Source organism: Candidatus Liberibacter solanacearum CLso-ZC1, assembly GCF_000183665.1.
GTDB lineage: Bacteria > Pseudomonadota > Alphaproteobacteria > Rhizobiales > Rhizobiaceae > Liberibacter > Liberibacter solanacearum.
The window spans coordinates 685111-708751 of the sequence record NC_014774.1 but is presented as its reverse complement, the minus strand read 5'-3'; the positions used below and the strand labels follow the sequence as shown (position 1 = coordinate 708751).

Genomic DNA, 23641 nt, shown 5'->3' with positions numbered 1-23641 from the left:
ATCATTGTTTACAATTTATGAGAAAATTCTTTGGTAAAACGGGAATTTTCTCTTTACTATCATTTTTTATATTTTTTATTTAAAAGAGCGCTATCCCCCTTCCTCATAAGAAAAAATTATTTCATACAGTGGTATTTTCTTTGATCATTCCAATATCCCTTTTACTACGGGTACTTTTTGTTAAATGAATGAGCAATATGCGGGCTAATCTAGTTGCGTGTAGCAAAAAAATATATCAAGAATCAAGAACCATTCATTAGTCTTTTTGGATATGCTATTTGATATTTTGTACAATATTATATCAACACAAGATGCTCATGTTACCCTTTATAGATGTTTTTTATTCGTATGAAAAACCATTCCTTCTTGTATTCAGTAAATAGATCTTCTATTGATGATAAGCGATTTTTGTTAAATATAGACCTTAAAAACAATCCATGGATAAATCGAACAAAAGAAAGGGTATGTCGCCAATGCCTTCAAATATAACTTTGACATTCCCTGATGGTTTAATTAAAAATTTCCCTGCCCATACAACAGGATATGATGTTGCCGAATCTATATCTAAGTCTATTGCAAAGAAAGCAATTGCTGTAGCGATCAATGGCACAATTTGCGACTTATCTGATACAATACAAACAGGATCAATTGAGATCATCACTCCTGAAGACCCTAGATCTCTCGTTGTCATACGCCATAGTTGTGCTCATATCATGGCTGAAGCAGTACAAAGCATTTGGCCAAAAACCCAAGTAGCAATCGGTCCCGTAATAGAAAATGGTTTTTATTATGATTTCAATAGAGAAGAACCTTTTAGTTCAGATGATTTTGCTAAAATAGAAAAGAAAATGCATGAGATTGTCACGAGAGATTCTCCTTTCTGTAAAAAACGCTTATCACGCGAACAAGCAAGAAAACTATTCGAATCTAAAAATGAAACCTATAAATTAGAAATTTTAGAAAAGATTCCTGCAGAACAAGATGTTACTATTTATAACCAAGGAGAATGGCTTGACCTCTGTCGTGGACCACACGTACAATCAACGGGACAAATCAAAAAATTTTTTAAATTAATGAAAGTAGCAGGCGCTTATTGGCGCGGAGATAACACCCGCCCTATGTTATCTCGTATTTATGGAACTGCATGGAATTCTCAGCAAGAACTGACACAGTATTTAGATTTTATTGTAGAATCTGAAAAACGTGATCATAGAAAAATAGCACGAGAAATGGATCTTTTTCATACTGCAGAAGATGGATCAGGTGTGATTTTTTGGCACCAGAAAGGCTGGAAAACATTTCAAACCCTTATATCCTATATGCGAAGAAAGATCAAAGATGATTACGAAGAAATCAATACTCCTCAAGTATTAGACCAAAATCTATGGAAACAATCAGGGCATTGGGATTGGTATAGAGCCAACATGTTTGCTGTCCAATGTGCTGACGAAACAATAAAAGATCTTCGTTCATTTGCGCTTAAACCTATGAATTGCCCTGGACATGTCGAAATATTTAAGCATGGATTAAAATCTTACCGTGAACTTCCTGTCCGCTTAGCAGAATTTGGTTCTGTGTACCGCAACGAACCCTCTGGCTCACTGCATGGATTAATGCGTGTACGTGGATTTACACAAGATGATGCACACGTATTCTGCACTAAAGAACAGATGTTTGAAGAATGCCTGAAAATTCATAATCTCATAGTTTCCATTTACAAAGACTTTGGATTTGAGAATATTACAGTCAAACTTTCTACTCGCCCAGAAAAACGTGTTGGATCCGATGCATTATGGGATGATGCAGAGAGTATTATGCAAACTGTTCTTAATACCATTAAGACTTCGTCTCAAAGCAAAATCAATACGGGCATTCTTCCTGGTGAAGGAGCATTTTACGGCCCAAAATTTGAATATATCCTCAAAGATGCTATTGGTCGTGAGTGGCAATGTGGAACGACACAAATTGACTTTAACCTTCCTCATCGATTCAATGCATTTTATATTAACTCTCAATCCGAAAAATGCCATCCCGTTATGATTCATCGGGCTGTATTCGGTTCAATTGAGCGGTTTATTGGTATCATGATTGAAAATTTTAAAGGACATCTACCCTTATGGCTTTCTCCAGTGCAAGCCGTTGTCACAACAATTACTTCTTCTTCCATTGAATATGCACAAGAAGTTACCGCTCTTTTGAAAAGTAATGATTTATCCATTGAAACAGATTTCCGAAATGAAAAAATAAATTATAAAATTCGAGAACATTCTTCCAAAAAAATACCCCTTATCATAATTTGCGGAGATAAGGAAACTCAGGAACGCTCTATAGTAATACGTCGTCTTGGATCAAAAACCTCTCAATCGCTTAACATTTTAGATGCTGTACAAATGATCACACAAGAATCTCTCCCACCGGATATGATAAAAAAATAACACTATAAAATTGACTGTTGTAAAACAAACTCGATTTTTTAAATCAGAATATTTTAGAAAATTTTACCCTTTTCAATTTTTTGGGAGCATTCCTTTTTTAATATCCTTCCCTTTATTCCTTAGTTTAAAGAAAATTTTATATAAAAAATATCAAAATAGAAATCTAGTTATAGTCATTATAAAATTTTAAAAAAATAAGGATTTTCTCTTGTCAATACATCTTAAAATAGCAATAGCACAACTTAATCCCACTGTAGGAGATGTTTCCGGCAATATCGCTAAAGCACGCCAAGCGCGCGAAGAAGCAAATCGTCAAGGAGCAGATCTTATTATATTTACAGAACTCTTTATATCAGGATATCCAGCAGAAGATTTAATTCTCAAAGAATCTTTTATACAAGCATGTTATGATGGAATGCTTACTTTAAAAGATGATACACGTGATAATGGAGCTGGAATCATCATCGGTTTTCCTCGTCAAGATCAAGAAGGAATTTTTAATTCAGTGGCAATCCTTGATGCTGGGAAAATCGTTTCTATTCGAGATAAAATTCATTTGCCAAACTATAATGAATTTCATGAAAAACGTACTTTTATATCAGGGAATACAAATGATATTGTCGTATTCAGAGACAATCCAATAGGCATTCTTATCTGCGAAGACATCTGGAAAAATTCTAATATTTGTAGGCATCTAAAGAAACAAGGTGCAAAAATTCTTTTAACGCTCAATGCCTCTCCTTATTGTCGTAATAAATTAAAAACACGCCATGAAATAATCAGTACACAAATTTCTCACGTGAATATCCCTATAGTTTACGTAAATCAAGTAGGCGGACAAGATGAATTGATATTTGATGGAGCAAGTTTTTGCTTCAATGGTGACCGTCAATTAGCATTTCAAATGAAACATTTTGAAGAACAAAACTTGATTACTCAATGGTATTATGACAAAAAATCCAGCAGTTTGAATTGTATAAGTGATTACAGTCAATCAAAAATATATATTTTCCCTACAGAAGAGGAAACAGACTATAACGCCTGTGTTGTTGGTTTACGTGATTATGTCAAAAAAAATAATTTTCATAAGGTCATCATTGGTCTTTCAGGTGGCATTGATTCTGCTTTATGTGCAACAATAGCAGTTGATGCCTTAGGGAAAGAAAATGTACAAACCATCATGCTTCCCTATAAATATACATCCAATGAAAGCTTAGAAGATGCCGCTGCTTGCGCAAAATCATTAGATTGCCGATATGATGTTCTTCCTATCCATGATCTCGTTGATCATTTTTTTTCTATCATGTCACAATTTTTGCAAGAAGAGCCTAGCGGTATTGTAGCAGAGAACATACAAAGCCGTATCAGGGGCAATATTTTAATGACACTCTCTAATAAATCAGAGGCAATGTTACTCACAACTAATAATAAATCCGAGATATCTATTGGATATGGAACATTATACGGCGATATGAGTGGTGGATTTAATCCACTTAAAGACCTTTATAAAACAAAAGTATATAAATTAGCATATTGGCGTAATGCGCATTGTATCCCTTGTGGTTTAGGACCATTTAAAGAAGTCATCCCTCCTAGAATTTTAGAGAAAGCCCCTTCTGCTGAGTTGCGACCTAACCAAATAGATGAAGATTCCTTACCTCCCTATGCTATTTTAGATAATATTATTGAGGATATAGTTGAAAATAAGGAATCTCTTAAAAATACAAAGAAAAAATACAGTACGGAGACAATACGTTATATAGAAAACCTTTTATATCGCTCTGAATACAAACGTCGACAATCTCCTCCAGGAACTAAAATAACATCCAAAAGTTTTGGTCGCGACCGTCTATATCCTATTAGCAATAAATTTCGTGATCAAAATTATGAATAAATCAAAAATTTGTTATTACCTCAGGCACCTTATTATATAATAATCTTGGATACTAATATTAACTTTCCAATCCAAATTTAATCCTCATCACCTATGGACTTGATTTTATAATAAAAAATAAATAAAATAGCCCGAATAATAATTTTCAATTTATATACGTTCGTCTTCAAACCCCTTTAAATGGACAATCAAAAATATAACTGAGAGATCAATCCTCCTATTCAATATAAAAAAGAAGGATAATTTATATGATTCCTATTAATGAAATAATACAAGATATTGAAATAATAGAGGATGTACAAAATAGATATCATTATTTAATAGAATTAGGTAAAAAACTCCCCTCTTTCCCAAAAGAACATATGATAGAAGAAAACATAGTACGAGGATGTGCAAACACAATCTGGATGACTATAGATCTAAAGAACAAAGAAGATAAGGATCCCTCCATCTTCTTGAATACTGCTTCAGATTCTCATATCGTAAGTGGATTACTCTATATCCTCAAAAGTATTTACGATGGCAAGAAAGTTTCCGAAACAATCACAATAGATTACTTGGAAATATTTCAACGTCTTGGACTTATTGAACATTTATCCCAAAAACGCACAGATGGATTACACGTTATAGTTCAAAAAATAAAAGATTTAACAAAAGAATATTCAAATAATAATTATCAAATGGTTTAATAACGTTTTGTTCAATAATGATTACAGTCTTTTATGTCGAATATCAGCAAAATAATTCCAATAAACGCTATATAAGATATTATTAAATCTTATGAACATTCGTAATCATTTAAAAAAAGGATAAACTTAATTCCTTGACATTATACTTTTAACAACAGTCTCTTTTAAAGACTACATCTCCTTAGAATGTTTTTCATTATAATATTGTTCAAGATCAGCACGTTTTATTTCGACTGATTGCCCACATCCACAAGCAGAAACCTGGTTAGGATTATGAAAAACAAATCCTGAGTGCAATTTTTCTATCTTAAAATCAATTTCCATACCAAGAATATAAAGAAGCGCAGAAGGATCAATCCAAACTTTTACACCATCTTTTTCTACAAGATCATCCTCATTAAAAGGCTCAGTCACTAAATCAACCATATATTCTAAACCAGCACATCCACCTTTTTTAAGAGAAATACGAATCCCTTGAGCTGTTCCCTGGGAATTTTTTACAATATCTTTTACTCGGGATACCGCAGCCTCAGTCATAGTTACTACGTCATTGGATATCATAGCAGTCACCCCTTAAGATCTAAAACGATTTCCTATTTATATTCATCAATAATAACAAACAACATATTGCAATCAATGTTTAATAATAACCTGTCGCAATTTGTGCTTCTTCTGACATTAGATCTGGAGTCCAAGGAGGATCAAAAGTTATCGAAACTTCTACACCTGATATTCCTTCGACTGTACCAACAGCATTTTCAATCCACTTAGGCATATCCCCTGCTACAGGACAAGCAGGCGCAGTAAGAGTCATCAAAATTTTCACCATGTAATCATCCTCAACATCAACCTTATAGATAAGACCAAGTTCAAATATATCACAAGGTATTTCAGGATCATATACTGTTTTTAAAGCCGCAATAATATCATTCGAAATTCTCTCTAACTCTTCTGGAGGAATAGAAGATTCCGCGGTTACTTGGACTGTATCAGAAACAGTTTTTTCAGTATTAGTAGTTTTATTTGTCATAATCATAATTTTTTCAGTATCAGCAGTTTTTTTGTCAATATCAGCAAATGATCAAGAAAAAAATGATTTGCTTTTTTTTAAAGATTCAATAAATACGTCAGATTCTTCGTAAGTATTATACATTGCAAGCGAAGCACGACACAAATAATCCACTCCTAAAAATTTTAATAAAGGATTAGCACAACTCTTCCCCGCACGAGTAGCAATACCTTCTCCATCTAAAAAAAGAGAAAGGTCATGTGGATAAATATTATCTAACTTGAAGGACATAATAGGAGAATCTTCTACCGAATCATTGACTAATTGTAACCCATCTACTTCTTTTAAGCGAGCTCTAGTATATCGCGCAAGTTCTCTTTCATATGAAAAAATAAATTTTCGACCTATTTTTTCTATATAATCTAATGCAATACCCAATGCAATTGCTTGAGCAATAGGCGGAGTCCCTGGCTCAAATCGATAGGGCAAATCAGCATAAGTAACTGTATCCTGCGTGACATCAGAAATCATCTCACCACCACCCATAAAAGGTTCCATTTCATTGAGACGAGACTCTTTGCCATACAATGCCCCTATACCAGAAGGACCATAAAGCTTATGTCCTGTTATAACATACCAATCACAATTGATATCTTGAACATCAACAAAGTTATGAACAGCTCCCTGACTTCCATCAATCAAAACAGGAATATTACGTTCTTGCGCAATACGACAAATCTCTTTGATTGGAACAATTGTACCCAATATGTTCGACATATGCGTAATGGCAATAAGTTTAGTACGTTCTGTCAAACATTTTTTAAATTCATCAATCTTCAAAAATCCTTGGTTATCAATAGGAGCCCATACGAGACGAGCACCACAACGTTGGCGTAAGAAATGCCAAGGAACAATATTCGAATGATGCTCCATCACCGACAAAACAATTTCATCTCCTGCAGAAATATGCTTAAGACCCCATCCATAAGAAACGAGATTAATTGATTCAGTCGCAGATCGTGTAAAAATAATCTCTTTTACAGAAGAAGCATTGATAAAACAACGAACTTTATCTCGCGCTTCCTCATACTTATCTGTCACTACATTAGCCATGTAATGCAGTCCACGGTGTATGTTCGCATACTCATAACTATAAGTATGAATTATAGAATCAATTACATCCTGAGGTTTCTGAGCAGAAGCAGCATTATCAAAATAGATCAAAGGTTTGTTTCTAATATAACGATTTAATATAGGGAAATTTTTTCTGATAAGATTTACATCAAAAGTCATATTATACCTTATTATTAAGAGTTTTTATCTATCCAAAGAAGAACAATAATTAACGTAAGTAGTTTATTTAAAATAACTTTTTGTAAATTTTTTCCTTATCTCCTAATAGAATAGGATCGCGCTTTATATCACATTATAACTAATTTCTCAACAATAGAAAGATTTTAGTCATGGACAATTTATCTTTAGAAAAAGTAAAAACATTCAAGATAACCACATTGCTCCGCTTAAAAAGAATTATGAAAAACTAATCCGTACATTTGATACGGACTTTAAGACAATTAAAGAAAGCATAGCAAATCGAGATGCATAGCCTGATAGTGAAGTATTTGTATCGGCCCAAACCCAATATGGCTACGACTAAAGATGAAGTCACATAGCGCTGAAATTCTGTTCTCTCCTGCTTCTCTACAATAGGTATACAGCTAACGCTTGCTTAATTATTTTTGAGACTTCTTTAAGCAAAAGAGTGTTCGCTTGTTGTGCATAACGATCACCAACCTTGGATACCAAATCACTCGTAAGTATTTTATTTAACTTAAATTTAGGTCATTTTTTATCTTATAATTAATTAGTGAACACAACTTAATACTTAATTTAAGAAAAATCATTATAAATGTTAAAGTAGAAATTAAATAAGATAAAAATCATAAAGATTGAATTATGAATATTTAATGATTAATTTCATCTTTTGTAATCGCAATAGTAGCAACAACTGTAATGTTGAGTAGTTGTAACTCGAATGATCAGAAATCTAATGAAGCTCTTAAGCTCATTAAAGAGGCTACAGCATTAGCTAAATTAATCAAAAAAAATCACTAGCTAAAGGTGATCCAGGACCAATGGAACCTCAAGGAAAAAAAGGGGATAAAGGAGACAAAGGATTTTCATAGATCTAAAGGAAAAAAAGGAGAAAAAAAATCGATTCCAGCATTTACGTTCCCACTCCATTCCGAGAGTTATATCATTCGAAAGCTTAAAGCCCTTTGAGTTTTTACGCCTTATATCCCCGCTCTGAAGCGGAGTTTTACGGCGAATTTCGATACAAATTATAAGGATTAAATGATGCATATTCAAAGATTAAGTTCGTCTTCTGTAATAGCAATGGTAGCAACAACTGTAATGTTGAGTGGTTGTAACTGCAATGATCAGAAATCTAATGAAATTCTTAAGCGCGCTCAAGAGGCTAAAGAATCCGCTGAATTGATCCTAAAAAACCTACCAACTAAAAGTGATCCAGGACCAATGGGGCCTCAAGGAAAGCAAGGGGAAAGAGGACCTAAAGGAGACAAAGGAGACAAAGGAGACAAAGGAGACAAAGGAGACAGAGGAGACAGAGGAGATAGTATATTATAATCGCAAACTTAAAGCCCTTTGAGGTTTTGCGTCTTATCTCCCCACTCTAAAGCGGAGTTTTACGACAAACTTCGATATAAATTATAAGGATTGAATTATGAATATTCAAAGATTAAGTTCGTCTTCTGTAATAGCAATGGTAGCAACAACTGTAATGTTGAGTAGTTGTAACTCGAATGATCAGAAATCTAATGAAGCTCTTACGCTCGCTCAAGAAGCTAAAAAAATCGTTGAATTGGCCCTAAAAAAACTACCACCTAAAGGTGATCCAGGTCCAATGGGGCCTCAAGGAAAAGAAGGGGAAACAGGACCTAAAGGAGACAAAGGAGACAAAGGAGACAAAGGAGACAAAGGATACAAAGGAGACAAAGGATACAAAGGAGAAAAACCATGGAGATCTTAAAGCCCTTTGAGGTTTTGCGCCTTATCTCCCCGCCCTGAAGCGGAGTTTTACGGTGAATTTCAATACAAATCATAAGGATTAAATTATGAATATTTAATGATTAATTTTGTCTTTTGTAATCGCAATAGTAGCAACAACTGTAATGTTGAGTGGTTGTAACTGGAATGATCAGAAATCTAATGAAGCTCTTAAGCTCATTAAAGAGGCTACAGCATTAGCTGAATTAATCAAAAAATCACTAGCTAAAGGTGATCCAGGACCAAGGGGACACAGGACCTCAGGGAACAAATGGGATACCAGGAGGAAAAGGAGAAGTAGGACCTAAGGAAGATAAAGGAGATTCTTCCAATTTTGACGACATGAGCTTTGAACTTTAGCTTATCGGAATATCTGTTTGAGTTGGAACTACGTTGATCCAGCGTTTTAATTGAGATCTTTTCCTATTCAATGAATTGTGCGTGTATTGCTATAATATTCCCTTTGCTACTGTGTCTCAAATACAAAGAGAATAAAGCGAAGAGCAAAGCGGGTTGCAGAAGCTAAAACAAAAGAGCTTATCACTTGTGCAACCAAGTATTCCTGTAATCCTATGCATTCCTCAGAAAATTAGAATCTTGACCAAATTTTCCCCCGTAATCCCATATTCAATCCAAGTCATCGATGAAAATTTGATATTACAAACACTTAGAAATAACACTCCTTAGATCACTGAGTGCATCTCCACGGGTTGAATAACCGGCGTTGAGATGTAATTAGCGTGCGAAAACCTGTATTACGCACCATAGATCATCATACGTAGACGATAAAAAAAACGGTAAAAAAAAAGTGGAATCATATCGCAATCGCCATCCTATCAACACCATGGTAAGATTGGCGTTAGAGTTAATACTGTTTCTTGGATTACGGCGTTCAAATGTAATGGCAGTCGAGAAAAAGCATATTTAAAAACAAAGTTGTATCAGTTCGCACTAAAAAAACAAAGAAGATAATTGATGTCCCTATTTTTGATTATTTGCAAAAAAGATTGGATGTGTAGGAACAGATGGTGATACTTTCTTGACCTCTTCTTACGGCAAACCTTTCTCTTCTGCTGAATCTTTCGGCAATTGGTTTAGAGAAAAATTCTTAAAAGCCAAACTATAAAATGAATGTAAAGCACATGGATTAAAAAAAGCAGGAGCAACAATAGCAGTCAATGCAAGAGAAACTCCTTATGAATTTATGACAATGTATGGATGATCTAAAATAGAAATGGCTGATTTATACACGAAAAAAGTTAACGTGAGAAAAATCGCCTATAAAACTGCTAAAATGATCTCAGATGGCACACAAAAAGGTTAGGCAGTATATTCTTAAGTATTAGATTCTACTTATTTTTATTGTGGCACTAATTTTTTCTAACTTAGGTTAAATAGTTGAATATAATTTATTATTTTTATCCATCCAAGAAGACAAAAGTTTTTCTATAGAAATCTGCAATACTTCATCATTTAAATCTGATATAACTTCAGATATAAAAGCATGAGAAAGCATACTATACGCTTCATTTTTTGGAATATTACGCGTCATAAGATAATACAAATGATCTTGATTAATGTTAGAAACGGTTGCTCCATGACCACATTGTACATCATCTGCAAAAATTTCCAATTCTGGCTTTACAAAAAAATTCCCCTCATTGGAAAATAAAAGAGTATTAGAAGCCATAGTTGCATTACTACCCTGCGATTCGGGGGATACACACACCGCTCCCTGAAAAATACCTGTAGACTTTTCCAAAACAATACTACGAACTATAGATGTAGAACTCGTATTAGGTACTTTGTGACGTAGAAACATCGACAAGTCGCCATGCGTTTGACCCTTTAGTAAATTAATCCCTCGCAACATAAAACGAGATTCTTCACCCTCAACATCTATGGATAATTCTCTTCTAGATAGACCTTGCCCCATATTAATAAAAAAGACTTTTAATAAAGCATTTTGTTCTAGAACAACTCGTAACTGCCCTAAATGAGTATCTTCCACATCTTGATCTAACACAATAATCCATGTAATATCTGCACCTTTGCCAACTTTTATATCTGCAATGGACGATACTAATGATGGTTGATTTGTAAGAGATGTATAACGTTCAATAATCGTTGCCTTAGAGTTAACACCAAAACTAATTGGATAACGCAGATGCCTTTGTTCACCACGCTGTACAGATTGCAATTCAAGAGGTACATCCAATTGACATTCATCCGGAATAACAACCTTATAACCATCCTGAACCAAAATCCCATTAATGTACCCAATGGCATCATGTTCATCAATCGGCTCTAAACAAAGAGATTTCTCATCTTTATCCTCTATATAAGAAAAAGGAAAAACCTTGATACCTTTTTCTTGTAAAGCGCTTAATAATGGCTGAGAACCAATAGATAATTTAATGCTTTCTGCAACAAGACACTCACACTCTTCTTTTATAAGAGAGCTCTCATCCGTATTGACAGGAAATATTTTTAGAAGATTTTTTAAATCAGTATAATGCCAATTTTCAATTTTTTTGTTGGTAAAAGCCCTCGATCACGAAAATCACACAACAAACGCTTTCGAAAAGCGGAAACCGATTGGTTTCGAAAATATTCCTCACAAACCTTCTCACAAGCCTGAAGCAACATAGTCTCTACTGTTGTTATATTACCCATAATTACCCTTTGATATTTGTGCCCGAACGTACCTCTTCTATTAATTTAGCATAACCATTCATTTCAAGATCAAGCACAATACTAAAATCTCCAGTTTTTACAATTCTACCATCATAAAGAACATGAACAGTATCCGGTTTGATATAATCTAAAAGGCGCTGGTAATGCGTGATAATTAAAAAAGAACGATTCTGCGAACGTAAAGAATTCACCCCTTGAGCTGCTACTTTCAAAGCATCAATATCAAGACCTGAATCCGTCTCATCAAGAATACATAAACTGGGTTCTAGAAGATGCATTTGCAAAATTTCAGATATCTTTTTCTCTCCACCAGAAAAACCTAAATTAAGCGGGCGTTTTAACATATCCATGTTAATCCCCAAATCACCTGCTATTTTTCGCACCTTACGAATAAAATCAGGCACTAAAATATCTTCTTCATTACGCGCTTTACGTTGTTCATTTAAGGCGGATTTTAGAAACTGCATCGTGACGATACCAGGTATCTCCACAGGATATTGAAAAGCCAAGAAAATTCCTTTTGAAGCTCTTTCTGAAATACTCCAATCTAAGATACTCTCACCTTTATAAAGAATATCTCCAGCCGTTACCTCATAACTTTTATGCCCTGATACAACATAAGCAAGCGTCGATTTTCCAGATCCATTCGGACCCATAATAGCTACTACCTCACCAGGATCAACTTTTAGATTAAGCCCTCGAATAATCTCAGTATCCGTTTCTATAATTTTTGCATGAAGGTTGATTATTTCAAACATATTTTTTCACTTTACTTAATGATTACCAGACAAAACATCAACATCACACTACAGCTTACCCAACTGATCCTTCTAACGAAATATCTATCAATTTCTGGGCTTCTACAGCAAACTCCATAGGTAACTTTTGCAATACTTCTTTTACAAATCCATTTATAATCAGCGCTATAGCTGCTTCTTCGGGAATACCCCGTTGGAGACAATAAAACAAGTGATCGTCAGATATTTTTGAAGTCGTTGCTTCATGCTCTAAATTACAGGAAGAATTTTTTGCTTCAATATAAGGAACGGTATGAGCCCCACAATTATTGCCAATTAACAAACTATCACACTGCGTAAAATTACGAGAATGCGTAGCACCGCGATGCACCGATACTTTCCCACGATATGTATTGTTAGAAAAACCAGCTGAAATTCCTTTAGAAACAATACGACTCGTCGTATTCTTAGCAAGATGCAACATCTTAGTTCCACTATCTATCTGCTGGAAACCATTAGAAATCGCAATTGAATAAAACTCTCCACAAGAGTACTCACCACGTAACAGACAAGAAGGATACTTCCACGTAATAGCTGAACCAGTCTCCAGCTGAGTCCACGATATCTTAGATCTTATGCCACGACAATCTCCACGTTTGGTCACAAAATTATAAATACCACCTTTTCCTTGTGAATCTCCTGGATACCAATTTTGCACGGTAGAGTATTTAATCTCAGCATCATCAAGCGCAACTAACTCGACAACAGCAGCATGTAATTGATTTTCATCACGTTTCGGCGCTGTGCATCCCTCTAGATAAGAAACATACGAACCCTCATCCGCAATAATCAAAGTGCGCTCAAATTGACCAGTCTCTCTTTCGTTAATACGAAAGTAAGTTGAAAGTTCCATCGGACATCTAATCCCTTTTGGGATATAGACAAAAGAACCATCAGTAAAGACCGCTGAATTTAAGGCAGCATAAAAATTATCTGCTACCGGAACAACCGAACTTAAATATTTTTTAACAAGATCTGAATGCTCATGAATTGCCTCTGAAATTGGCATAAAAATAATCCCAGATTTCTTTAATTCTTCCTTAAAAGTTGTCACAATTGAAACAGAATCAAAAATTGCATCAACAGCCACTTTAGAAGTTTGAACTCCAGCCAACGCTTCTTGTTCATGCAAAGGAATTCCTAATTTATCATACATTCTTAGCAATTCAGGATCAACTTCATCAAGAGATCGCGGTCCAACAAAACTTTTAGGCGAAGAGTAGTAGTACAAACTGTTAAAATCAATGGGAGGATAATGAACACGCGCCCAAGAAGGCTCTTTCATCTTCAACCAACGTCGGTACGCAGATAACCTCCATTCCAACATCCATTCTGGCTCATTCTTCTTTGCTGAAATAAAACGAATGACATCTTCGTTAAGCCCCCTAGGAGATCTTTCAACTTCAATATTTGTCTCAAAACCATACTTATATTGATCAACTTCAATATCGCGTACTTGGTCTATTGTTTTTTGCACTGCTATCACGATGACACCTATACCCGTTTGAGAATATATTTTAATATACAAGGACTGATTTAAAGAAGAATAATCTCTAATACTGGAGTCAGTTATATACTCTATTATTCACTTCATCAACAAGTTAAATAAATTAAGGCTTTTATTTTCTTTAGTCTTAGAATGCATTGTTTATTGATATAAAACCATTTAATAGTCTTTTTATGATTGATAAAACATATAAAGATGCAAAAATATTCTTATAAATCAATAATAAAGAAGAACTATTTCTCATTTTGAAACAAAAAACAGTAGTATTACAATCATTGAGATGTTTTGTTCTTTATCAAAAAAGGAGAAAAAATCTGCTTTATTTGCTTAAATATTTTTTTTAATACCTTCTTCTATCAAATAGCTCGGATGATACATTGTAACCAATTCTTCCGTCGCAGTCGGATGCACTGCCATACACCGATCAAAATCTTCTTTGACACATCCCGATTTTAAACAAATACCTAGCACCTGAATAATTTCACTCGATTCACTCCCAAGTATATGCACTCCCAAAACCTTACGATTATCTGCATTAACAATAATCTTCATTATTGTATGCTCAAAACGCTTTGAAAGAAAAGATTTTATAGGAAAGAATTTCGTCTTATAAATCTCTAATCTAGGAAATTGATGCGTAGCCTCCTCTTCTGTCAATCCAACAGAAGAAATTTCCGGTTGAGAGAAAACTGCAGTCGGAATCAAATCATAGTCGGGAGATGTAGGATTATCTTTAAATACTGTCTCAACAAAACAAGCCGCAGCATGAATAGCAACAGGTGTGAGTTGTGCTTGACCACTAATATCACCAAATGCAAAAATGGAATCAATATTTGTACGAGAATAACGATCGGTGACAATGAAACCATTCGCATCCATTGCTACTCCCAGTTTATCAAGCCCTATATCCATAGTCCGAGGCTTACGACCAACTGCAAGCATTACCTGATCAGTCATTATAATTTCTTCAGATTCTAAAATACTTTTTAAATGTCCCGATTCACTAAAAACACTTTTAGGTGTATTATTGCTAATAATCCGAATGCCCTTAGAATTCATAATCTCCGTCAATCCTTGACGCATATCCACATCAAATCTAGAAAGAATACTATTACCACGCGTTACTAATGTTGTTTTTGATCCTAAAGCATTAAAAATACAAGCAAACTCAACGGCAATATACCCTCCACCTACAATCAAAATAGATTGAGGTAAACTCTCTAAAGAAAAAACTTCCTCTGATGTTATACATAAATTGCAACCTTCAAAATCCATACGATCAGGAGATCCACCAGTTGCAACAACAATGTACTGAGCTGTAATAGTACGATCTACATTTGCAAGATACACTTCATGAGGAGAAGAAAGAATAGCCCTACTCTTTAATATTTCCACTCCTGCAGAATCTAAACGATCATGATAGAACGATTCAAGCCGAGATAATTCTTTATCTTGCTCAGCAATAAGTGATGGCCAATCAAAACTCTGATAACCAACACTCCACCCAAAACCCTTGGAATCTTCAAAGTGGTCGGAATATTGCGATGCATAAAACATCAATTTTTTAGGAACACAACCCCTGATGACACAAGTTCCACCAACACGATATTCCTCGCAAATAGCTACTTTCTTCCCAAGCTGAGCTGCCAAACGAGCAGAACGTACACCTGAAGATCCAGCTCCTATTACAATAAGGTCATATTCATAAAGCACACCAAATATCCTTTAATCCATAATGATACAATTAATGAACGCTACGAATAACAATAGAAAATTCCAAAAACAATAAAAACAGTCTATTGGAAATAATCGTTAATCCTTGTTACATAATAAATATCCTATAATCAGCACATTCTTATACATAACAATATTCATAAACGGAAAAAGAATTCTCTATCTAGAGATAAATAAATATATATAAAATTACGTAAAAAAAAACCATACTGCGATAGTCTTTTTCATTTTTCAAGAACCAAACATTCTCCATTAGACATTCCAATGATTGCACAATCTACCATATCAATGAATAAACCATGCTCCATAACCCCTGGTATGTTACTCAATTCTTCTGATAACAATTGAGGATCTGGAATAAATCCAAAAAACGCATCAACAATATGATGTCCTCCATCACTGACGAATAATTCAGATCCATTTCGACGTAAACGAAAATCTTCTTTTAAGCCTAAACAAGATGCTAATTCCGCAAGAGCAGAAATAGTCGCCCGCATACCAAACGGATCAACCTCTATTGGCAACATTCCTCTTCCTAAAAAATCAACTCTTTTACTTTCATCTCCAATAACAATAACACGAGAAGAGGCATTTGCTATAATCTTTTCCCGCAGAATCGCTCCTCCATATCCTTTGATAAGACGCAATCGAGAATCTATTTCATCAAAACCATCTACACTCAAATCAATAGACGACACATCTTCAATCGATCGCAATAGAATTCCATTTTTTTTACAAAAATTTTCTGTATCTCGCGAAGATGGAACAACCTGAACATGCAAACCATTAGCAATTTTTTCAGCAAGTAAAATCATAAATTCTTTAGAAGTACTTCCTGTTCCCATCCCTAAAGTCATACCATCATCGACATGTTGAATAGCTAGGCGAGCAACATTCTTCTTCATCTGAAGAGCGTCAATTTTATCCTTTACTTCTTTTCTTCTTAAATTCATGAAAATAAATCAAATAAAGGAAAAAAAATTTCCTTTTGTTCTTCCTCTTTTTTGTTACAGATTACAGATGAATTGGTCGATCAAAACAAGCCAGTGCCGCTTCCCTAACGGCTTCTGACATCGTTGGATGAGCATGACAAATACGGGCAAGATCCTCCGAAGATCCTCCAAATTCCATCAAAACAGCCGCCTCATGAATCATTTCTCCAGCACCAACACCTATAATATGCACACCTTCTACCCGATCACTCTTCTGATCCGCTAATATTTTCACAAAACCATCAATAGAATTCATAGAACGCGCTCTACCATTAGCACTAAAAGGAAACTTCCCTACTTTATAAGAGTGACCCTCAGACTTTAATTGTTCTTCTGTCTTGCCTACCGAAGCAATTTCAGGATGAGTATAGACAACACTCGGGATGATCGCATAATTAACATGTCCCTTTTGTCCAGAAATAATCTCAGCAACCGCAATACCTTCATCCTCAGATTTATGAGCCAACATCGGGCCACGCACAACATCTCCAATCGCGTAAATACCCGGAACAGATGTTTGAAAATCTTTTCCTATTTCCACACATCCTCGCTGATCAATGCCGATACCTATTTCTTCAAGGCCAAGACCCTCCGTATATGGTTTACGTCCAGCAGCAATCAAAACAACATCAGATTCAAGATCAATAGACTTATCATCAACAATAGATTGACAAATAACTTGCGCTTTTTGATTAATATTTGTGACAGAAAGAACTTTAGAGCTTAATTGAAAATCCATTCCCTGTTTGGATATAATTTTCAAAAATTGCCCTGCTATTTCTTTGTCCATTCCATTTAAAATGGCATTAGAATACTCAATAACCTTTACACGAGAACCCAAACGCATCCAAACGGATCCTAACTCTAAACCAATCACACCTGCACCGATAATCAATAAATTTTTTGGAACAGAACTAAGCGATAGAGCTCCTGTAGAAGAAACAATAATCTGCTCATCAAAATCAATCGACATACCAGGAATACCAGAAGTTTCCGATCCAGTAGCAATGACTATATTCTTTGCTTCTATAATTTCTTCCGAAGAACCATTCTTAATAGATATTTTATTTGCAGAAATAACCTTTGCTAATCCCTGATAAGCAGTAATTTTATTTTTCTTTAAAAGAAAATCTATTCCTTGAACATTGGATTGAACAACAGATCTTTTATAAGACATCATCTTTTCCAAATCTAATTGCAAAGATGAAACACCTATTCCTAAATGACCTATACCTTTAGAAATATGATTATAAACTTCTGAAGTATACAGCAAAGCCTTTGAAGGAATGCAACCAATATTCAAACAAGTTCCACCATAAGTTTTTTCTTTTTCAACTATAGCGACCTTATTTTTTAATTGAGCAGCCTTTATCGCACATGAATAACCTGCTGGACCTGCCCCTATAACAACAAGATCATAAACCATTACTTTTTCCCGTTTTAAACGAATTATTTCTTTCAATCATTCAATAAAACAATCATAAGACTGAAAATCTAAAAACTTATGACAGAATTACTATAATTTCATCCATTCTTTATAAACTCTTATAACTTAAATATCGCCACTTTTACCAAAAAAATTCAACAGCAGCAATCAAATCATCCATAATAAAAAAAATAAATTGATGCCCCAATCTTTTTTATAGATCCAATATAAAACGCTCAGGATCTTCAAGTAATTCCTTAATGCGAACCAAAAATGTTACAGCTTCTTTACCATCTACGATACGATGATCATATGATAAAGCAAGATACATCATAGGACGAATCACGATTTGTCCGTCTTCTACTATTGGCCTTTCTTGAATCTTATGCATACCCAAAATACCTGATTGCGGCGGATTCAATATTGGAGCAGACAAGAGAGAACCATAAACCCCACCATTCGATATTGTAAATGTACCATCTTGCAAATCACGCATGGAAAGATTTCCTGCACGCGCTTCTTGACCAAGACGAGCTATTTCTCTTTCAATATCCACAAGACTCATCTTCTCTGCATGACGCACAACCGGAACAACAAGACCTTTATCTGTCCCAACTGCTACCCCAATGTGGCAGTAATTCTTATAAACGATATAGTCTCCATCAATCTCTGCATTAACCCCCCTAATTTCCTGAAGAGCCTGACTTACTGCTTTAGTAAAAAAACCCATAAAACCTAATTTGATCCCATGTTTTTTCTCAAAAATCTCTTTATAACAAGAGCGAATAGAAAGAATGCGAGACATGTTTACTTCATTATAAGTACTCAAAATAGCAGCAGTATTTTGAGAATCTTTCAATCGTTTAGCAACAGTATGACGCAAACGAGACATTTTAACCCGCTCTTCACTTTCTTCTCCCGCAATATTAGAGCCGTTATTAGACTGTTTAACTAAAATATTACTTGTATCAACCGAAGATAATCTCGATTTATCAGAAGAGGATACAGTATTAGAAATTGCCGTCTCAACGTCAGACTTTAATATCTGACCTCTTTTTCCCGTCCCCGTAATATCAGACAATGACATACCAGATTCTGCTATTAATTTAGCCGCAGATGGAGATTGAGGCATATGATATCCGACTCGTTCAACTATATCACTAGCAATAGAATGAGAAGATTTCTTCTTTATAGATTTCTGCCCTGAAACTTCTGAAACATATCCCAGAAAACCACCAGCAATCACTATTTCACCCGTAGCAACCGAAATATCGGTCAATTCTCCCGAAACAGGAGAAGGCACCTCAATGCTCACCTTGTCAGTTTCAAGGTCTACTAAAGTTTCACCAATTTCCACAAAATCACCAACTTTTTTAGACCAAGTACCAACCGTTGCTTCGCTGACGGATTCCCCCAAAGAAGGCACCAAAATTTTCGTAGCCATAATCTCTAACTTTCCTACTATTCCAAACGACCAATTTTATCAATAACGGACAATACTTTATTCAAGAGCATCCTTAACCAAAGAAGATAATTGCTCTAAATGCCGAGACATATTACCCACAGCCGTAGAGGCTGATTGCGGACGCCCAACATAACGAACACGGGAACAGCTTGCACTAATAGAACCTAAAACTTTTTCTAAATAAGGCTCTATAAAAGCCCATGCCCCCATATTTTGAGGTTCCTCTTGACACCAAACCATATCAGCTTGAGCAAAACGCAAAAGAATTTTTTTCAAACAATCTTCCGGAAAAGGATATAATTGCTCAATACGTATCAGATAAATATCAACAATATTGCGTATATTACGATTTTCCAAAAGATCATAATACACCTTTCCTGTACAAAGTATAACACGACGAATACGCGAATCTTCTACAAGTTTGATCGAAACCTTTCCAGAACAATCGGCATGATCTGACAATACAGGCTGAAAAGCGGTTTCATCACTCATCTCCGAAAGAGTAGAAACGACCTGCTTATGTCTCAACAAAGACTTCGGAGTCATCATAATTAATGGTTTAGAAGAACGATCGTATATTTGTCGACGCAAAATATGGAAATAATTAGCTGGAGATGTACAATTAGCCACACGCATGTTGTTTTCTGCACACATTTGCAAAAATCTTTCAAGTCGAGCAGAAGAATGTTCTGGCCCCTGTCCCTCATATCCATGTGGCAATAAGCAAACGAGATGAGAAACACGCAACCATTTTTGTTCTCCAGAAGAAACAAATTGATCTAATATAATCTGAGCACCATTAGCAAAATCTCCAAATTGCGCTTCCCAAATAGTCAAAGAATTGGGATTCTCTAAAGAATAACCATATTCAAAACCTAAAACAGCCTGTTCAGACAGCAAAGAATTAACAACCTCATAACGCCCTTGATCTTGCAAAATGTTATTTAGAGGAACATAACGTTTCTCCGTTTCTTGATCATATAAAACCGAATGACGATGGGAAAAAGTACCTCGTTCACAATCCTGTCCCGATAAACGCACTCTATAACCTTCGCAACAAAGAGAACCAAAGGCCAACGCTTCCGCCATAGCCCAATCAATTCCTGCATCCTTTTCTATCATTTCTCTGCGATTTTTCATAAGACGTTCAACAATCTTATGCGCCTTGAAAGAATTTGGAAGACAAGAAATTTTAGAACCTATTTCTTTCAGCATTTTTTGTGAAACAAAACCGTTTTGAACTTCCTTATCATTTTTCCGTACAGATGGGACAGGAAAACAATTAGATAACGCTGACACTTTTTCAGGACGATAGTTCTCACTCTCTTTAAATTCTTTTTCCAAATATGTACGCCAATTGCTCACTAAAGATTGAAATTCTTGTGTAGAAATAACTTTGTCCTGAACAAGAGTATCAGCATATATTTGAAGAACTGATTTATGCGAACGGATTCTTTGATACATTACAGGCTGTGTAAAGGAAGGATCATCGCATTCATTATGCCCAAAACGACGATAACATAATATATCTATTACAACCGATTTATGAAATTTCATACGATATAAAACAGCCATCCTAATAACGCGGACAACAGATTCCGGATCATCTCCATTAACATGAAAAATAGGAATACCAATAGATTTGGCTATATCCGAAGAATAAGGACTAGAACGAGCTGAAGAAGGATTGGTCGTAAAACCAATCTGATTATTGACAATCAGATGTATATTTCCTGCAACTGTATATCCATGCAAACCAGACAAAGCCAAAGTTTCAGAAACTACTCCTTGCCCAATAAAAGCAGCATCCCCGTGGATGATAATAGGCAAAAATTTAGAGCGATCTGATAGAGAAACGCTTTCTTCTCCCGAAACATTAGTCTTAAGATCCTGTCTAGCACGCACACTTCCTATCGCTACAGAATCAACAAATTCAAGATGAGAAGGATTGTTGCATAGCAACAAATCAACATTTTTTCCAGAAATTTGACGACTACAACATGCACCTAGGTGATATTTCACATCTCCTGAATACTCTTTGTCGACGGATCCTTCTCCTTTAAATTCATAAAATATAGAACGAGGCGGTTTATTCATCACCTGAGACAAAACATTCAAACGACCTCGATGAGCCATTCCCAAAATCATCTCAGCTATACCTTGCTGAACTCCCTGTCTAATTATTTCCTCTATAGCTGGAATGATAACTTCGGATCCATCAGCACCAAAACGCTTTGCTCCCTTATATTTAATGTCAATAAACTTTTCAAAACCCTCTGCTTCAACCAACTTCTTTAAGATACTTTTTCTTTCATCGTTTGAAAGCTTGTTCGAAAAATCAGGATTTTCAAATACATCCCGTATCCAATCCCTCTCTTTAGAATTGATAATATGCATAAACTCTACACCTATATTAGAACAATATAGACGAGAAAGAGTTTCTAATATTTCAATAATAGTAGCATATTCAAATCCTAATATACCTTGCATAAAAATTTTACGATTATAATCAGCTTCAGTAAAACCATAAAAGGCAGGAGATAATTCTGCAAAATCTATATGGTGAGAATTAAAGCCTAACGGATCAGTGTGCGCACTGAAGTGCCCATACGAACGATAGGCATCTATCATTTTCATTGCTTGAAAAAAATCTTTTAAAGATTGACTGTTGTCGGAAGAAAAAGAACGCGCATCTTTCTTCTTTTTTTCAGAAACAACAACCTTAGAAACGGATTCTTGTTGCGAAAAAGAAGAAATACAATCCTCTAATTGATCATAATCCTGAGAATTATCATCAAAAAACAAAAATAAACGATGCCAATCTTCACAAACACTGGAAGGATCTGTTTTGTAATGTTTATATAAATCTTCAATATAAGAAAAATTGGCACCATTGAGAAAAGAAGAAAGAGACAATCTCTTATTTAAATCCTGTTGCACTATTTTCTTCCCCTCTCTTTAATCATGCTTAACAATTTAATGTTCTTGTCTTTGTCTAAGTAAAAAATAAGCATAAAATATCATAAACCACCTAATAACTCTACAAGGGTTTTACCCATACGAGCAGGAGAAGATGCAATACGAATACCCGCCTCTTGCATTGCGGCTATTTTATCTTCAGCACTTCCTTGTCCACCATAAATCACTGCACCAGCATGTCCCATAGTCCGACCAGGAGGCGCTGTCTTCCCAGCAACAAATCCAACCACCGGCTTTTTACGCCCACACTTCGCTTCATCTTTTAAGAAATTAGCTGCATCTTCTTCTGCAGATCCTCCAATCTCACCAACCATGATGATTGATTCAGTTTCCTTATCCGCTAAAAACAACTCAAGAATATCAATAAATTCACTGCCCTTAACAGGATCACCACCAATACCAACAGCTGTGCTTTGCCCCAATCCCTCTTGCGATGTTTGAAATACAGCCTCATAAGTTAAAGTACCAGAACGAGATAAAATACCCACAGACCCTTTGCGAAAAATAGAGCCAGGCATAATCCCTATTTTACACTCCTCAGGAGTCAAAACACCGGGACAATTCGGACCAATAAGTCGCGAAGAAGAATTCTCAAGATACGCTTTTACCCGAACCATATCCAAAAATGGTATCCCTTCTGTAATACAAACAATCAAGGGAATCTCTGCTTTGATAGATTCAATGATAGCATCACCAGCTCCACTAGGAGGAACATATATGACAGAAGCATTTGCTCCCGTATGCTCTTTGGCTTCTGCAACAGAAACAAAAACAGGAACATTAACATTCCCACCAACCCAACAGGTACCACCTTTCTTAGGATGTATCCCTCCGACAATCTGTGTCTGACAATAAAGAATAGCTTGCTCCGTATGAAAAGTTCCAGCCTTGCCCGTTAATCCCTGAACAAGAACTTTCGTATTCTTATCAACTAAGATAGACACAATA

19 protein-coding genes are annotated in these 23641 nt (G+C 35.3%); 5 read left to right on the top strand and 14 right to left on the bottom strand.

The window, feature by feature from the left end:
* Window positions 1-473 precede the first annotated feature (473 nt).
* The 3 genes from thrS to CKC_RS03200 all read left to right on the top strand — a co-directional run bounded on the left by thrS (window position 474) and on the right by CKC_RS03200 (window position 5018).
* The gene (gene thrS / locus CKC_RS03210) at window positions 474-2435 is read left to right on the top strand and encodes a threonine--tRNA ligase (RefSeq protein ID WP_013462064.1); all 1962 of its coding nucleotides are present in this window, start codon (window positions 474-476) and stop codon (window positions 2433-2435) included.
* 208 nt (window positions 2436-2643) lie between these two features.
* Complete coding sequence (locus tag CKC_RS03205; protein WP_013462063.1) at window positions 2644-4329, top strand: NAD+ synthase; 1686 nt, start codon at window positions 2644-2646, stop codon at window positions 4327-4329.
* Window positions 4330-4577: 248 nt separating this feature from the next.
* Window positions 4578-5018 carry a SufE family protein gene (locus tag CKC_RS03200; RefSeq protein ID WP_013462062.1) on the top strand — a complete coding sequence of 147 codons (441 nt, stop codon included), beginning with the start codon at window positions 4578-4580 and terminating at the stop codon, window positions 5016-5018.
* 171 nt (window positions 5019-5189) lie between these two features.
* On the opposite strand, the gene sufA is transcribed toward CKC_RS03200, so the two are convergent.
* The 3 genes from sufA to CKC_RS03185 all read right to left on the bottom strand — a co-directional run bounded on the left by sufA (window position 5190) and on the right by CKC_RS03185 (window position 7320).
* Window positions 5190-5579 (bottom strand): Fe-S cluster assembly scaffold SufA, encoded by a 390-nt coding sequence (gene sufA, locus CKC_RS03195; protein ID WP_013462061.1) that lies wholly within the window; start codon window positions 5577-5579, stop codon window positions 5190-5192.
* 79 nt (window positions 5580-5658) lie between these two features.
* Window positions 5659-6048 carry a DUF59 domain-containing protein gene (locus CKC_RS03190; RefSeq protein ID WP_013462060.1) on the bottom strand — a complete coding sequence of 130 codons (390 nt, stop codon included), beginning with the start codon at window positions 6046-6048 and terminating at the stop codon, window positions 5659-5661.
* 51 nt (window positions 6049-6099) lie between these two features.
* A complete protein-coding gene (locus CKC_RS03185) occupies window positions 6100-7320 on the bottom strand; it encodes a SufS family cysteine desulfurase (RefSeq protein ID WP_013462059.1) in 1221 nt (406 codons plus the stop codon).
* A gap of 1065 nt (window positions 7321-8385) precedes the next feature.
* On the opposite strand from CKC_RS03185, the gene CKC_RS03180 reads away from it, so the two are divergent.
* A complete protein-coding gene (locus tag CKC_RS03180; protein ID WP_013462058.1) occupies window positions 8386-8676 on the top strand; it encodes a hypothetical protein in 291 nt (96 codons plus the stop codon).
* Window positions 8677-8773: 97 nt separating this feature from the next.
* Complete coding sequence (locus CKC_RS06135; RefSeq protein WP_013462057.1) at window positions 8774-9079, top strand: hypothetical protein; 306 nt, start codon at window positions 8774-8776, stop codon at window positions 9077-9079.
* Between the two features lie 1067 nt (window positions 9080-10146).
* On the opposite strand, the gene CKC_RS06405 is transcribed toward CKC_RS06135, so the two are convergent.
* From CKC_RS06405 to sucD, 11 genes are all read right to left on the bottom strand, one after another.
* Window positions 10147-10275 carry a hypothetical protein gene (locus CKC_RS06405; RefSeq protein WP_013462055.1) on the bottom strand — a complete coding sequence of 43 codons (129 nt, stop codon included), beginning with the start codon at window positions 10273-10275 and terminating at the stop codon, window positions 10147-10149.
* A gap of 211 nt (window positions 10276-10486) precedes the next feature.
* Window positions 10487-11359 (bottom strand): Fe-S cluster assembly protein SufD, encoded by an 873-nt coding sequence (gene sufD / locus CKC_RS03170; protein WP_013462054.1) that lies wholly within the window; start codon window positions 11357-11359, stop codon window positions 10487-10489.
* A 239-nt stretch (window positions 11360-11598) separates the two neighbouring features.
* Window positions 11599-11772 carry a hypothetical protein gene (locus tag CKC_RS06305; RefSeq protein ID WP_013462053.1) on the bottom strand — a complete coding sequence of 58 codons (174 nt, stop codon included), beginning with the start codon at window positions 11770-11772 and terminating at the stop codon, window positions 11599-11601.
* Between the two features lie 2 nt (window positions 11773-11774).
* Window positions 11775-12551: a Fe-S cluster assembly ATPase SufC gene (gene sufC, locus CKC_RS03165; protein ID WP_013462052.1), complete on the bottom strand. Its 777-nt coding sequence runs from the start codon at window positions 12549-12551 to the stop codon at window positions 11775-11777.
* Between the two features lie 55 nt (window positions 12552-12606).
* Window positions 12607-14076 (bottom strand): Fe-S cluster assembly protein SufB, encoded by a 1470-nt coding sequence (gene sufB, locus CKC_RS03160; protein ID WP_013462051.1) that lies wholly within the window; start codon window positions 14074-14076, stop codon window positions 12607-12609.
* Between the two features lie 348 nt (window positions 14077-14424).
* On the bottom strand, window positions 14425-15810 hold the full coding sequence (gene gorA, locus CKC_RS03155; RefSeq protein ID WP_013462050.1) for a glutathione-disulfide reductase: 1386 nt from the start codon (window positions 15808-15810) through the stop codon (window positions 14425-14427).
* A 245-nt stretch (window positions 15811-16055) separates the two neighbouring features.
* The gene (rpiA, locus tag CKC_RS03150) at window positions 16056-16751 is read right to left on the bottom strand and encodes a ribose-5-phosphate isomerase RpiA (protein WP_044054306.1); all 696 of its coding nucleotides are present in this window, start codon (window positions 16749-16751) and stop codon (window positions 16056-16058) included.
* A 94-nt stretch (window positions 16752-16845) separates the two neighbouring features.
* Window positions 16846-18249 carry a dihydrolipoyl dehydrogenase gene (gene lpdA, locus CKC_RS03145; protein WP_013462048.1) on the bottom strand — a complete coding sequence of 468 codons (1404 nt, stop codon included), beginning with the start codon at window positions 18247-18249 and terminating at the stop codon, window positions 16846-16848.
* Window positions 18250-18463: 214 nt separating this feature from the next.
* Window positions 18464-19693, bottom strand: coding sequence for a 2-oxoglutarate dehydrogenase complex dihydrolipoyllysine-residue succinyltransferase (gene odhB, locus CKC_RS03140; protein WP_013462047.1), 1230 nt, complete (start codon window positions 19691-19693; stop codon window positions 18464-18466).
* A gap of 57 nt (window positions 19694-19750) precedes the next feature.
* Window positions 19751-22657: a 2-oxoglutarate dehydrogenase E1 component gene (locus tag CKC_RS03135; protein ID WP_044054105.1), complete on the bottom strand. Its 2907-nt coding sequence runs from the start codon at window positions 22655-22657 to the stop codon at window positions 19751-19753.
* A 77-nt stretch (window positions 22658-22734) separates the two neighbouring features.
* A complete protein-coding gene (sucD, locus tag CKC_RS03130; protein ID WP_013462045.1) occupies window positions 22735-23637 on the bottom strand; it encodes a succinate--CoA ligase subunit alpha in 903 nt (300 codons plus the stop codon).
* Between the last annotated feature and the right edge of the window lie 4 nt (window positions 23638-23641).

Coding starts and splice junctions, on each gene's coding strand:
- thrS (WP_013462064.1), top strand. CDS start 474: ATGCCTTCAAATATAACTTTGACATTCCCTGATGGTTTAATTAAAAAT.
- CKC_RS03200 (WP_013462062.1), top strand. CDS start 4,578: ATGATTCCTATTAATGAAATAATACAAGATATTGAAATAATAGAGGAT.
- sufA (WP_013462061.1), bottom strand. CDS start 5,579: ATGATATCCAATGACGTAGTAACTATGACTGAGGCTGCGGTATCCCGA.
- CKC_RS03190 (WP_013462060.1), bottom strand. CDS start 6,048: ATGACAAATAAAACTACTAATACTGAAAAAACTGTTTCTGATACAGTC.
- CKC_RS03185 (WP_013462059.1), bottom strand. CDS start 7,320: ATGACTTTTGATGTAAATCTTATCAGAAAAAATTTCCCTATATTAAAT.
- CKC_RS03180 (WP_013462058.1), top strand. CDS start 8,386: ATGCATATTCAAAGATTAAGTTCGTCTTCTGTAATAGCAATGGTAGCA.
- CKC_RS06135 (WP_013462057.1), top strand. CDS start 8,774: ATGAATATTCAAAGATTAAGTTCGTCTTCTGTAATAGCAATGGTAGCA.
- CKC_RS06305 (WP_013462053.1), bottom strand. CDS start 11,772: ATGGGTAATATAACAACAGTAGAGACTATGTTGCTTCAGGCTTGTGAG.
- sufC (WP_013462052.1), bottom strand. CDS start 12,551: ATGTTTGAAATAATCAACCTTCATGCAAAAATTATAGAAACGGATACT.
- lpdA (WP_013462048.1), bottom strand. CDS start 18,249: ATGGTTTATGATCTTGTTGTTATAGGGGCAGGTCCAGCAGGTTATTCA.
- odhB (WP_013462047.1), bottom strand. CDS start 19,693: ATGGCTACGAAAATTTTGGTGCCTTCTTTGGGGGAATCCGTCAGCGAA.